This window comes from Streptomyces capoamus (genome assembly GCF_014654935.1).
Taxonomy (GTDB): domain Bacteria; phylum Actinomycetota; class Actinomycetes; order Streptomycetales; family Streptomycetaceae; genus Streptomyces; species Streptomyces capoamus.
Genome location: NZ_BNBF01000023.1, coordinates 75,476 through 87,953 on the forward strand (window position 1 = coordinate 75,476; position 12,478 = coordinate 87,953).

General features: G+C 71.9%; 12 protein-coding genes. 8 read left to right on the forward strand and 4 right to left on the reverse strand.

The features are described 5' to 3' along the window. Positions 1-2,482: pyruvate dehydrogenase (acetyl-transferring), homodimeric type (gene aceE, locus IE312_RS30030; RefSeq protein ID WP_229900597.1), on the forward strand; the 2,482-nt coding region annotated here is incomplete at its 5' end. Positions 2,483-2,604: 122 nt separating this feature from the next. Further along, complete coding sequence (locus IE312_RS30035; RefSeq protein ID WP_189985422.1) at positions 2,605-3,447, forward strand: potassium channel family protein; 843 nt, start codon at positions 2,605-2,607, stop codon at positions 3,445-3,447. Here the strand turns inward: IE312_RS30035 and IE312_RS30040 are convergent. Then, on the reverse strand, positions 3,401-3,706 hold the full coding sequence (locus tag IE312_RS30040) for a small hydrophobic protein (RefSeq protein ID WP_189985423.1): 306 nt from the start codon (positions 3,704-3,706) through the stop codon (positions 3,401-3,403). The two genes, IE312_RS30035 and IE312_RS30040, sit on opposite strands and share 47 nt — an antisense overlap. Before the next feature lie 214 nt (positions 3,707-3,920). After that, positions 3,921-5,513 (reverse strand): MFS transporter, encoded by a 1,593-nt coding sequence (locus IE312_RS30045; protein ID WP_189985424.1) that lies wholly within the window; start codon positions 5,511-5,513, stop codon positions 3,921-3,923. 121 nt (positions 5,514-5,634) lie between these two features. Between IE312_RS30045 and IE312_RS30050 the strand changes: the two genes are divergently transcribed. The 3 genes from IE312_RS30050 (at position 5,635) to IE312_RS30060 (ending at position 8,509) form a co-directional block, all read left to right on the forward strand. Next, complete coding sequence (locus IE312_RS30050) at positions 5,635-6,261, forward strand: TetR family transcriptional regulator (RefSeq protein WP_189985425.1); 627 nt, start codon at positions 5,635-5,637, stop codon at positions 6,259-6,261. A gap of 115 nt (positions 6,262-6,376) precedes the next feature. Beyond that, positions 6,377-7,594 carry an alpha/beta hydrolase gene (locus IE312_RS30055; RefSeq protein WP_189985426.1) on the forward strand — a complete coding sequence of 406 codons (1,218 nt, stop codon included), beginning with the start codon at positions 6,377-6,379 and terminating at the stop codon, positions 7,592-7,594. A 66-nt stretch (positions 7,595-7,660) separates the two neighbouring features. Then, the gene (locus tag IE312_RS30060; RefSeq protein WP_189985427.1) at positions 7,661-8,509 is read left to right on the forward strand and encodes a DUF4429 domain-containing protein; all 849 of its coding nucleotides are present in this window, start codon (positions 7,661-7,663) and stop codon (positions 8,507-8,509) included. Here the strand turns inward: IE312_RS30060 and IE312_RS30065 are convergent, their stop codons facing one another. Beyond that, the gene (locus tag IE312_RS30065) at positions 8,510-8,965 is read right to left on the reverse strand and encodes a MerR family transcriptional regulator (protein WP_189985428.1); all 456 of its coding nucleotides are present in this window, start codon (positions 8,963-8,965) and stop codon (positions 8,510-8,512) included. A gap of 126 nt (positions 8,966-9,091) precedes the next feature. On the opposite strand from IE312_RS30065, the gene IE312_RS30070 reads away from it, so the two are divergent. Then, entirely contained in the window at positions 9,092-9,913 is an 822-nt protein-coding gene (locus IE312_RS30070; protein ID WP_189985429.1) for a serine hydrolase domain-containing protein, read from the forward strand. Here IE312_RS30070 and IE312_RS30075 read toward each other — a convergent pair. After that, complete coding sequence (locus IE312_RS30075) at positions 9,910-10,563, reverse strand: pirin family protein (RefSeq protein ID WP_189985456.1); 654 nt, start codon at positions 10,561-10,563, stop codon at positions 9,910-9,912. The genes IE312_RS30070 and IE312_RS30075 overlap by 4 nt on opposite strands. Positions 10,564-10,636: 73 nt before the next feature. Between IE312_RS30075 and fasR the strand changes: the two genes are divergently transcribed. Together fasR and IE312_RS42475 are read left to right on the forward strand one after the other, a co-directional pair. Then, positions 10,637-11,842, forward strand: a complete 1,206-nt coding sequence (gene fasR, locus IE312_RS30080; protein WP_189985430.1) for a fatty acid biosynthesis transcriptional regulator FasR — start codon at positions 10,637-10,639, stop codon at positions 11,840-11,842. 89 nt (positions 11,843-11,931) lie between these two features. Further along, the coding region (locus IE312_RS42475; RefSeq protein ID WP_229900598.1) for an ACP S-malonyltransferase at positions 11,932-12,478 on the forward strand (547 nt) is incomplete at its 3' end.

Sequence of the window (12,478 nt, forward strand, 5' to 3'; positions counted from 1 at the left end):
GATCGAGCGCAGGATCCTGAACGCGACCCGCTGGAACGCGGCCGTGATGGTCTCGCGGGCCCAGCGCCCGGGCATCGGCGTCGGCGGCCACATCGCCACCTTCGCCTCCTCCGCCTCGCTCTACGACGTCGGCTTCAACCACTTCTTCCGCGGCAAGGACGAGGGCGACGGCGGCGACCAGGTCTTCTTCCAGGGCCACGCCTCCCCCGGCATCTACGCGCGCGCGTACCTGCTCGACCGGCTCACCGAGCGGCAGCTGGACGGCTTCCGCCAGGAGAAGTCGAAGTACCCGGACGGTCTGTCCAGCTACCCGCACCCGCGCTCGATGCCGGACTTCTGGGAGTTCCCGACGGTCTCCATGGGGCTCGGCCCGCTGGGCGCGATCTACCAGGCGCGGATGAACCGCTACATGGAGGCGCGCGGGATCGCGGACACCTCGAAGTCGCACGTGTGGGCGTTCCTCGGCGACGGGGAGATGGACGAGCCGGAGTCGCTCGGCCAGCTGACCATCGCGGCCCGGGAGGGCCTGGACAACCTGACCTTCGTGGTCAACTGCAACCTGCAGCGCCTCGACGGCCCGGTGCGCGGCAACGGCAAGATCATCCAGGAGCTGGAGTCGGTCTTCCGGGGCGCCGGCTGGAACGTGATCAAGCTGATCTGGGACCGCACCTGGGACCCGCTGCTCGCCCAGGACCGGGACGGCATCCTGGTCAACAAGATGAACATCACGCCGGACGGGCAGTTCCAGACGTACGCCACCGAGACCGGCGCCTACATCCGCGAGCACTTCTTCGGCGACGACCACCGGCTGCGCGCGATGGTCGAGAACATGACCGACGACCAGATCCTGCACCTGGGCCGCGGCGGCCACGACCACCGCAAGATCTACGCGGCCTTCAAGGCGGCCAAGGAGCACAGGGGCCAGCCGACGGTCATCCTGGCCAAGACGGTCAAGGGCTGGACGCTGGGCCCGAACTTCGAGGGCCGCAACGCCACGCACCAGATGAAGAAGCTGACGGTCGACGACCTCAAGCGCTTCCGGGACCGCCTGCACCTGCCGATCTCCGACAAGGAGCTGGAGTCCGGCGCGCCGCCGTACTACCACCCGGGCCGGGACTCGGAGGAGATCCAGTACATGCACGACCGCCGCAACGGCCTCGGCGGTTACGTGCCCACGCGCGTGGTGCGCTCCGAGCCGCTCGCCCTGCCGGACGACAAGGCGTACGCGACCGTGAAGAAGGGCACGGGCCAGCAGTCCATCGCGACGACCATGGCCTTTGTGCGCCTCCTGAAGGACCTCATGCGGGACAAGGAGATCGGCAAGCGGTTCGTGCTGATCGCGCCGGACGAGTACCGCACCTTCGGCATGGACTCCTTCTTCCCGAGTGCGAAGATCTACAACCCGCTCGGCCAGCAGTACGAGTCGGTGGACCGTGAGCTGCTGCTCGCCTACAAGGAGTCTCCGACCGGCCAGATGCTGCACGACGGCATCTCCGAGGCGGGCTGCACGGCCTCGCTGATCGCCGCCGGCTCGGCGTACGCCACGCACGGCGAGCCGCTGATCCCGGTCTACGTCTTCTACTCCATGTTCGGTTTCCAGCGCACCGGCGACCAGTTCTGGCAGATGGCCGACCAGCTGGCGCGCGGTTTCGTCCTGGGTGCGACCGCGGGACGTACGACCCTGACCGGTGAAGGGCTCCAGCACGCGGACGGCCACTCCCAGCTGCTGGCCTCCACCAACCCGGCGTGCGTGGCCTACGACCCGGCGTACGCCTACGAGATCGCGCACATCGTGCAGGACGGTCTGCGCCGGATGTACGGCAGCTCGCCCGAGCACCCGCACGGCGAGGACGTCTTCTACTACCTGACCGTCTACAACGAGCCCATCCAGCACCCGGCCGAGCCGGCCGGCGTGGACGTCGAGGGCATCGTCAAGGGCGTCCACAAGCTGAGCGAGGGCACGGGCGGCTCGGTCCCGGCGCAGATCATGGCGTCGGGCGTGGCGGTCCCGTGGGCCCTGGAGGCGCAGCGGATCCTCGCCGAGGAGTGGAACGTCAGGGCGGACGTGTGGTCCGCGACCTCCTGGAACGAGCTGCGCCGCGAGGCCGTGGAGTGCGAGGAGCACAACCTGCTGCATCCGGAGGAGGAGCAGCGGGTGCCGTACGTGACGCGGAAGCTGAGCGGCGCCGAGGGTCCGTTCGTGGCCGTGTCCGACTGGATGCGATCGGTACCGGACCAGATCGCGCGCTGGGTGCCCGGCACGTACCAGTCGCTCGGCGCCGACGGCTTCGGCTTCGCCGACACCCGGGGCGCCGCGCGCCGCTTCTTCCACATCGACGCGCAGTCGATCGTCGTCGCCGTGCTCACCGAACTGGCCCGCGACGGCAAGGTCGACCGCTCCGCGCTGAAGCAGGCCATCGACCGGTACCGGCTGCTGGACGTGTCGGCGGCGGATCCGGGGGTGGCGGGCGGCGACGCGTAGCCGTTGCACTTGGCTTCGGCCACTAGAGGTCGTGGGGAGCTGCGGGTCTGTGGGGGCTGATCGCGCAGTTCCCCGCGCCCCTTGCGGGGCGCTGTCCTTAAGGTTTCTTTACCATTGCGCCCATGGAGCAGAGCTCGGCGCAGGTGCGGTGGGAGCGGTGTGCGCAGCGGCCGTTGTTGGGGCTCGCGGTGGCGTTCGCCGTCGCGTACGCCGTACCGATCGTGGACGACTCCGCCGGTCACTCCCTGACGGCCCTGTGCACCGGGGTGGAGTGGGTGGTGTGGGGGGCGTTCGCCGTCGACTACCTGGTGCGGCTGGCCCTCGCCCCGCACCGGAAGGACTTCGTGCGGCGGCACTGGCCCGACCTGTGCGCGGTGGTGCTGCCGCTGCTGCAGCCGCTGCGGCTGCTGCGGCTGGTGTCCACGCTGATGCTGGTGGGCCGGCGGGCGCGGATGGCGCCGCAGATCCGGCTGACCACGTACGTCGTCGGGTCCGTGATCGGCCTGCTGATGTTCGGGTCGCTGGCGGTGCTGTCCGTCGAGCGCCGGTCACCGCACGGGAACATCAGGACGCTGGGTGACGCGGTGTGGTGGTCGTTCACGACGATGACGACCGTGGGGTACGGGGACCACGCGCCGACCACCGGGCTGGGGCGGGTGATCGCCGTCGGGCTGATGCTGTCCGGCATCGCGCTGCTCGGTGTGGTCACCGCGAACATCGCCGCGTGGTTCATCTCGCGCTTCGAGAAGGACGATGTGGAGGAGCGCCGCCAGACGGAGGCGATCAGCTCCCTCACCGCGGAGGTACGGCTGCTCCGGGCGGAGGTGGCCCGCCTGGCCGAGCGCGCCGAGGGGCGGGGAGCCGCGCGGTCGGCGACCGCGCGGGCTCACCCTCCGCTCGACGGCGAGGATCTGCCGGCTACAGCGGACCGTGGCCCCAGGCCGCCGCGCCCGCCAGGGCGATGAGCGCCAGCAGCGTGTCGATCGCGCCCAGGATCAGGGCCACCAGGGCGGGGACGTTGCCGTCGTTCGACCACTTGCGGCCCATGGCCTGCCAGCCGCAGAACATCGCCACCGGGCCGAGCACGATGCCCAGCGCGAAGAAGCCCGCCACCGCGCAGATCGTGCCGATGATGCCGAGCGTCGCACGGTCCGGCCCTGTCCGTTGCCACGTCCGGCCACGTGACCGGGGGTACCCGCGCGTTCCGTGCCCGAAGCCTGCCATCATCAACTCCCTGACGTATGCGGACAGTTCGGCTTCGGATTGCGGGTACCCCGGTTGCGCCGGGACAGACCTGCGCGCGCCGCCCCCCTCCGGCAGCGCGCGCCGCGGCCCGTCCGTCCCCCCATGCCCTGCGGAGGACTTGACCCACTGTGACCTGCGGCGCGGGCCGGGGGCGAGGGATCTTTAGCGGAGTCACCCTGATAGGGGAAACCGCTCAGATGTGGCCCACGCCCGCGCCCGCCTCCGCGTTCGCGCCCCGCTTGGTGAGCAGCGCGACGAGGACGGCGACCGCCGCCACCCCGGCCGCGACCAGGGAGGCGAGGCTCATGCCGGAGATGAAGGTGTCGTGGGCGACCGCGGTGATCTTCGCGGCGACCGGTTCCGGCACGCCCTTCGCCACCGGGGCCACGCCGACCTGTACCGCCTCGGACGCCTTGTCCAGCTGCTCGGGGGTCAGCTTCGGCAGCCCCGCGCCGGCCCACTTGCCCGGCAGTTCGCTGTCGACCTCGGAAGCCATCACGGCACCGAGCACCGCCGTACCGAGGCTGCTGCCGATCTGCATCGCCGCCTGCTGGAGACCGCCCGCCACACCGGACAGCTCCAGGGGGGCGTTGCCGACGATGACCTCGGTGGCGCCGACCATGACCGGGGCGAGACCGAGGCCCAGCAGGGCGAACCAGAGGGACATCACGCCGCTGCCGGTGTCGCTCTCCAGCGTCGACATGCCGTACAGCGCGACCGCGGTCACCGCCATGCCGAAGGCCAGCGGGACGCGCGGGCCGAGCTTGGTGATCGCGGTGCCGGCGAGCGGCGAGCCGACGATCATCATGCCGGTGAGCGGCAGCAGGTGGGCGCCGGCGTCGACGGGGCTCATCCCATGGACGTTCTGCAGGTAGAACGTCACGAAGAACAGGCCGCCCATGAAGGCGATGGCCATCAGGACCATCAGCACGACACCGGCCGACAGCGCCACCGAGCGGAACAGACCCAGCGGGACCAGCGGTTCGGCGACCTTCGTCTCCCAGAAGGCGAACACGGCGAAGAGCACCGCGGAGCCGGCGATGAACAGCCAGGTCGTGCCGTCGCCCCAGCCCCAGGTCGGGGCCTTGATGAGCGCCCACACCAGGCAGAACATCGCACCGGACAGCAGGGCGATGCCGGGCAGGTCGAAGGAGCGCGGGGCGTTCTCGGCGCGGTGGTCGAGCAGGATCAGCGTGCCGAGGAGGAGGGCGACGACACCGACCGGCACGTTGATGAAGAACACCGACTGCCAGTTGACGTGCTCGACGAGGACACCGCCGAGGATCGGGCCGCCCGCGGTGGACGCCCCGATCACCATGCCCCACACGCCGATCGCCATGTTCAGCTTCTCGGCCGGGAAGGTGGCCCGCAGCACGCCGAGCGCGGCCGGCATCAGCAGCGCGCCGAACAGGCCCTGGAAGACCCGGAAGACGATGACCGTGGTGATGCTGCCGGACAGCCCGATGGCGCCGGACGCGGCGGCGAAGCCGGTGACGCCGATGAGGAAGGTCTGCCGGTGGCCGAAGCGGTCGCCGAGCTTGCCCGCGGTGATCAGGGTGACCGCGAGGGCGAGGAAGTAGGCGTTCGAGACCCACTGCACATCGGCGAAGGACGCGTTCAGGTCGTCCCGGATGGCCGGGTTGGCGATGGCCACGATGGTGCCGTCGAGGGCCACCATCATGACCCCTACGGCGACGGTGACGAGGGTGAGCCACGGGTGGCCGCGCAGGCCGGCGGTCGGCCGCGGTCCCGACGGGGGCGCGTCGACGGTGGTCTGACTAGTCATAAACTCAGGTTAATGACAGTGACTGACAGTTGACAAACCAATTCAGTCGCCGGTTACTGACAGAAATCGGACCCCCCGGGCCCCCGGGGCCGGGCGGGACGCACGCAGGGAGAGAGAGGCCATGGAGACGCTGCGGGAGCGCAAGAAGCGGCGTACACGGGAAGCGCTGCTGCGGGCCGCTCTCGAACTGTTCACCAGCCGGGGGTACGAGCGGACCACCGTCGACGAGATCGCCGAGGCGGTCGACGTCTCGCAGCGCACCTTCTTCCGCTACTTCGCCGGCAAGGAGGACGTGGCCTTCACCGTCCAGGAGATGACGGAGGCGGCCTTCGTCGCGGCCGTGCGCGCGCGCCCGCCGCACGAGGCGCCGATGGAGGCCCTGCGGCAGGCGTTCCTGGAGGGCTGGGAGGCGATCCGCGAGACCGTCGAGTCGGTCGTGCCGGTCGAGCTGTACCTGCGCATGTACCGGACGATCGAGTCCACGCCCGCGCTGCTCGCCGCCCATCTGCGCCGCTCCGCGGCCACAGAGGAGACCCTCGCGCGCCTGCTGGCCGAGCGGGAGGGCGTCGATGTGGACACCGACCCGCGGCCCCGGCTGGCGGTGGCCGTGTTCGGCGGGGTGATCCGGGTCAGCGAGCGGCAGTGGAGCACGAGCGAGGACCACGGCCCGGAGTCCGTCCGCACGCTCACCGCCTCCTACCTCGATCAGCTGGGCTCGGCACTCACGGGACACTGGCGCGCCGCCTGAGATCGCCGGCGCACCGCCGGGGAGATCACCGGCGGTGTGTTCGGTGACCGTCGAAACGTGATCCCTGTCACTCGGTTACCGCGAGACCGGCCCGTTCTCCTAGTGTGTCCTCCCAGTGACTTCTTTCGACACCTCCCCGCAATGGAACGTCTCGCGCGCACTGCTGGCGCTGGCCGTCGTGTTCGTGATGCTCGCGACCACCGGCTGGACCGCCCTGCGCAGCCACCGGGAGTCGACAGCGCTGCAGGCCTCGCTCACCCAGTGGGAGCACGGCAGCATCCGCGGCCACCACCTGCCCGACCCCGCGGCCGGGCCGGCCCGCCTCGCCCGCTTCTTCGGCAAGCTCACCCCGCACGAGCGCGACCGTCTCGCCCGCCGCTATCCGCTCGCGGTCGGCAACATGAACGGCGCCCCCGTCGCCCTGCGCTACCGCGCCAACCGCAAGGCGCTGGCCCAGGCCCGCGCCGTCGAGCACAAGCGCGTGCACGACAGCCGGCTCAGCTCGGCGGGCCAGCAGGACGCGGCCCGCCGGATGGAGCGCTACACGTCCCTGCTCGACCCCGGCCGGCACATCCTGGCCTTCGACCCCGAGGGCTCGGGCCGGGTCGCCGAGGTGTTCGGCGACCTCGACACGGCCGAGCGGGTGTCGGTCGTCGTCCCCGGGGTCGACACCGATCTGCTCACCTTCCAGCGGACGTACCGCAGGTACAGCGCCCCGGTCGGCATGGCCAAGGCCCTGTACGCGGCCGAGCGCGCGGCCGACCCGGCGACCCGCACCGCGGTGATCGCCTGGGCCGACTACACCTCACCCGACGGGCTCGGGGTGGACGCGGCCACCGGCCTGCGCGCCGAGGAGGGGGCCGTACGGCTGAACGCGCTGCTGCGCGCCCTGCCCGGCCGGGCCCCGGTGTCGATGTTCTGCCACAGCTACGGCTCGGTGGTCTGCGGGGTGGCCGCGCACGGCATGCCCCGCCGGGTCGCCGACATAGCCGTGGCCGCGAGTCCCGGCATGCGCGTCACCAGGGCCGCCCGCCTGGGCACCACGGCCCGGGTGTGGGCGATGCGGGACGCCAGCGACTGGGTGCAGGACGTGCCGTACCTGGAGCTGGGCGGCCTCGGCCACGGTGCCGACCCGGTGTCCTCGGCGTTCGGCGCGCGGGTGCTGTCGGCCCGCGACGCCCAGGGGCACAGCGGGTACTTCGAGCCCGGCACGGACAGCCTGCGCAACCTCGCCGACATCGGCGTGGGCGCGTACGACGCGGTGAGGTGCGCACGGGAGGACGACGCGTGCCGGTCCGGTCTGTCCGGCGCGACGACGGCCGGACGCGCGTAGAAACAGCAGGAAGTGCGGTCTGCGCAGGTGGCGACGGAGGAGCACGTGCCGCATACGATGAGCCGCATGGGTGACGTACTGGCGGGGTGTCATGCCGTCTGGGAGTTCGAGTCCGACTCCGTGCTCATCCGCTACGAACGGGGGATCCGGACACCGAAGCTGTTCCAGGCGCTCGGCGAGCGCCGGATCCCGTTGTCGGCGGTCCAGGGCGTGACGCTCGCCCCCGGCAGGCGGGGCACGGTCGTCCTGCGGCTGGAGCCGCGCCCCGGCGCCGATCCGCTGATGGAGGCGGCCGACGGCCAGCTCAAGGAGGGCTCCGACCCCTACCGGCTGGTGCTGCCGGCCGAGCGGGAGACCCTCGCCGAGTACTACGCCGACGAGCTGAAGGGGCTGCTGACCGAGTCCGGGCCCGCCGAGCGGCACCTGGTGGCGGTGCCCGAGGCGCCCCTGCAGTTCAAGGCGTACGACGGCAAGGCGTCCTTCGACGGGACGGCCGTGCAGTTCCGCTGGTCGTGGACCGGGGCCTCCTCGGCCAAGTGGAAGGCCGGCGACCAGAGCTTTCCGGTGGCCGGGCTGAGCGGGGTGGAGTGGCGGTCGCCGGAGATCTTCGAGGGGCACCTGCGGCTGGTGCCCCGCGACCCGGGTGCGGCGCGGACCGCGCAGCCGGACCAGGATCCCGCCTCGGTGGTCTTCGGCCTGGGGTACGGCCCGGTGCACGAGTCGCTGCCGTTCGCCGCCGCGGTGCTGGCGGCGGTGCGCACGCGCGGGCCGGTGCCGGTGGCACCGGCCGCGCCCCGGCGGGACCCCGCGGACATCGCCGAGCGGATCCGGCACCTCGGGGAACTGCACCAGGCGGGCCTGGTCACCGACGAGGAGTTCTCCTCGAAGAAGGCCGAGCTGCTGGCCGAGCTGTAGCTACTGCTCGCGCGCGTAGAAGCTGATCTTCCGGTCCAGGACGCCGAGGGTGTCGTGGAGTTCCGCGATCCGGGACAGGACGTCCCTCCGGGTCGACTCCAGCAGCTCCCGGCGCTCCGCGAAGGTGTGGTCGCCCTCCCGGACCAGTTCCGCGTACCGGACCATGTCGGCCACCGGCATGCCGGTCAGCCGGAGTTTGGTCACGAAGTCGAGCCAGTCCAGGTCGCGGTTGCTGTAGCGGCGCTGGCCGGTGTGCGAGCGGTCGACGTGCGGCATCAGCCCGATCCGCTCGTACCAGCGCAGCGTGTGCGCGGTCAGCCCGGTGAACGCGACGACTTCGCTGATCGTGTACCGGTCCTGGCCGTCGGGGCGGGGATGGCGCCGGGGTGGGGCGGAGCAGATGTCGGCGGGGCTGGCGTGCCCGGTGGCCGCTGGCGTGGTCTGCATCACCGTCATGACCCCACGCTAGGGCCTTGGAGTGCACTCCAAGCAAGCCGGTCCGGTGAGAACCGGTCCTGGGCTCCCCGCGAGGCCGGACCCCGTCGGTGCGGCTGCCGCCGTGCGCCGCATAGGCTCGGGCGCATGTCGTTGCAGAGCCTGGCGCTGATCGAGAACTGGCCCGTCCCCACCGCCGCGGCGGGTGTCGTGCGAGCCGACGGGACCGTCCTCGGGACGCACGGCCCCGTCGGGCACCGCTTCCCCCTCGCCTCCGTCACCAAGCCGCTGGCGGCCTACGCGGCGCTCGTCGCGTACGAGGAGGGCGCGATCGAGCTGGACGAGCCGGCCGGTCCGCCCGGGTCGACGGTCCGGCACCTGCTCGCGCACACCTCGGGACTGGCCTTCGACGAGCACCGGGTGACGGCTCCGCCCGGGGAGCGGCGGCTGTACTCGAACGCCGGGTTCGAGCAGCTCGGTGACCACCTCGCCAAGGCGACGGACATCCCGTTCGCGGAGTACCTGCGGCAGGCGGTGCTGGAGCCGTTGGGCATGACGTCGACGTCGCTGGAGGGATCGCCGGCGAAGGACGGGGTGTCGACGGTGACGGACCTGCTGCGGTTCGCGGCCGAGGCGCAGGCGCCGCGGCTGCTGGACGCGCGCACGGTCGCGGCGGCGATGACGGTGCAGTACCCGGGGACGAAGGGGGTGCTGCCGGGGTACGGGCACCAGAACCCGAACGACTGGGGACTGGGCTTCGAGATCCGCGACGGGAAGTCCCCGCACTGGACGGGGAGTTCCTCGTCCCCTCGCACCTTCGGGCATTTCGGGCAGTCGGGTACGTTCCTGTGGGTCGATCCCGATGCCGGGGTGGCGGCCGTCGCCCTGACGGACCGGGCGTTCGGACCGTGGGCGGCCGAGGTGTGGCCGGCCTTCACGGACGCGGTGCTCGCGGAACTGCGCGGCTAAGCCGTCATCTCCCACAGCAGCAGTTCGGCCGGTTCCGCCGCCACCGCCTCCAGGCCCTCCGCCCCGGTGATCCTCGCCGCGTCCCCGGGGCGCAGCACCTCCCCCGCCAGCCGGACCTCGCCCCGCACCACGTGCACGTACACGAGGGCCGCATCCGGCACCGCCGTCCGCCCACCCCGGTCCAGGCGCCGCACCCGGAGCGTCGCGCCCGCCGCCGGCACGGCATGGGGCGTGACGTCGGCGATGCCCGGGACGAGGGTGTACGAGGGGTCGCCGCCGCTGTCGCGTGGCATCAGCCACATCTGGACGAAGGTCAGCGGCACGTCCCCGTCGTTGCGCTCCTCGTGCCGTACGCCCGCCGCCGCGCTCAGGTGCTGGACGTCCCCGGGGCGCACCCGGGTCTCGTGGCCGGCGGAGTCGCGGTGGGTCAGCTCACCCTCGACCACCCACGTGACGATCTCGGTGTGGCTGTGCGGGTGTTCGCCGAAGCCGGCGCCGGGGGCGAGACGCTCCTCGTTGCAGGCGATCAGCGCGCCGAAGCGGAGATTGTCCGGGTCGTAGTGCGGGCCGAAGGAGAAGGCGTGCCGGGTCTCGATCCCGGCCTGCGGATCCCCTCCGCGGTAGCGCTCGCCGGCGCGCCGAACATCCATCACGGGACCACCGTAGACCTCACCCCTGACCCGGCGGCGCATGGGTCCGCCCCGATAAGGCAGTCTTGTCCCCGTGCCCGAACCCGAATCCCACAACGGTGACCCCGCAGCCCACGACGTCCACACGCACGCCGCGACGCTGAAGCGGCTGGAGAAGTCCTCGGGGCGTCTCGCCGCGCAGGCGATCGCGCGCATGGACGAGTCCCTGCCGTGGTACCGGGCCATGCCCCCGGAGAACCGTTCCTGGATCGGCCTCGTCGCCCAGGCCGGCATCGCGGCCTTCACCGAATGGTTCCGGCGCCCGGACGCGCCCCAGGCGATCTCCACGGACGTCTTCGGGACCGCGCCGCGCGAGCTGACCCGGGCCATCACGCTGCGGCAGACCGTGGAGATGGTGCGGACCACGATCGAGGTCATGGAGTCCGCCATCGACGAGGTGGCCGCCCCCGGTGACGAGCGCGTGCTGCGCGAGGCGCTGCTGGTGTACGCCCGGGAGATCGCCTTCGCCACCGCCCAGGTGTACGCCCAGGCCGCCGAGGCACGCGGTGCCTGGGACGCGCGCCTGGAGTCGCTGGTGGTGAACGCCGTGCTGAGCGGCGAGGCGGACGAGGGCGCGGTCAGCCGGGCCGCCGCGCTGGGGTGGAACTCCCCGGAGCACGTGTGCGTGGTGCTGGGCACCGCGCCCGACGGGGACAGCGAGCTGACGGTCGAGGCCATCCGGCGGGCCGCGCGCCACGCCAAGCTGCAGGTGCTCACGGGGGTGCTCGGGGACCGGCTGGTCGTCATCGCCGGCGGCAGCGCCAATCCGCTCGCCGTGGCCAAGTCGCTGATCGGGCCGTTCGCCGCCGGGCCGGTGGTCGCGGGTCCGGTCGTGTCCGATCTGCTGGCCGCCACCCGGTCCGCGCAGGCCGCCGCCGCCGGGCTGAAGGCCTGCTCCGCCTGGCAGGACGCGCCGCGGCCGGTACTGGCCGACGATCTGCTGCCGGAGCGGGCGATCGCGGGTGATCCGAGCGCCCGCGAACAGTTGGTGGAGGAGATCTACAGACCGCTGGAGGAGGCCGGTTCCGCACTGCTGGAAACCCTGAGTGTGTACCTGGAGCAGGCGAGCAGCCTGGAAGGCGCGGCGAGGATGCTCTTCGTTCACCCGAACACCGTGCGCTACCGGCTCCGACGTGTGACTGATGTCACCGGATGGTCGCCGTCGGATGTACGATCCGCGTTCACACTACGGATCGCGCTCATCCTGGGGCGTCTCGCCGATGGTGATCCCCAGGCATAGGGTTTTGTCGGAGGCCCACAAAACGCCTCCGCGTTCTTCGTCCCTGTCCTCACGGGCGGCCGTGCCCGTCCCCAAGAGAGAGTGTGAGAGTGCTCGTACTCGTCGCTCCCGGCCAGGGCGCCCAGACGCCCGGCTTCCTGACCCCCTGGCTCGAACTGCCCGGTGCCGCTGACCGCGTCGCCGCCTGGTCGGACGCCATCGGACTGGATCTCGTCCACTACGGCACCCAGGCCGACGCCGACGCCATCCGTGACACCGCGGTGGCCCAGCCGCTGCTGGTGGCCGCCGGCCTGCTGTCCGCCGCGGCACTCGGTGACATGTCCGAGATCGCCCCCGGCGCGGTCGCGGGCCACAGTGTGGGTGAGATCACCGCCGCCGCCTTCGCGGGCGTGCTGGACGACACGGCCGCCCTCGGGCTCGTCCGCAAGCGGGGCCTGGCGATGGCCGACGCCGCCGCGGTCACCGAGACCGGCATGGCGGCGCTGCTCGGCGGCGACCCGGAGACCTCCGTCGCGCATCTGGAGAAGCTGGGCCTGTCCCCGGCGAACATCAACGGCGCGGGCCAGATCGTCGCCGCCGGCACGCTGGAGCAGCTGGCCGCGCTGGCCGAGGACAAGCCCGAGGGCGTCCGCAAGG

Excerpts from the sequence above, each read along its gene's own strand:
- IE312_RS30045 (WP_189985424.1), bottom strand. The coding sequence starts at position 5,513 with ATGACTAGTCAGACCACCGTCGACGCGCCCCCGTCGGGACCGCGGCCG.
- IE312_RS30050 (WP_189985425.1), top strand. The coding sequence starts at position 5,635 with ATGGAGACGCTGCGGGAGCGCAAGAAGCGGCGTACACGGGAAGCGCTG.
- IE312_RS30035 (WP_189985422.1), top strand. The coding sequence starts at position 2,605 with ATGGAGCAGAGCTCGGCGCAGGTGCGGTGGGAGCGGTGTGCGCAGCGG.
- IE312_RS30040 (WP_189985423.1), bottom strand. The coding sequence starts at position 3,706 with ATGGCAGGCTTCGGGCACGGAACGCGCGGGTACCCCCGGTCACGTGGC.
- IE312_RS30065 (WP_189985428.1), bottom strand. The coding sequence starts at position 8,965 with ATGACGGTGATGCAGACCACGCCAGCGGCCACCGGGCACGCCAGCCCC.
- IE312_RS30075 (WP_189985456.1), bottom strand. The coding sequence starts at position 10,563 with ATGGATGTTCGGCGCGCCGGCGAGCGCTACCGCGGAGGGGATCCGCAG.
- IE312_RS30060 (WP_189985427.1), top strand. The coding sequence starts at position 7,661 with ATGGGTGACGTACTGGCGGGGTGTCATGCCGTCTGGGAGTTCGAGTCC.
- IE312_RS30070 (WP_189985429.1), top strand. The coding sequence starts at position 9,092 with ATGTCGTTGCAGAGCCTGGCGCTGATCGAGAACTGGCCCGTCCCCACC.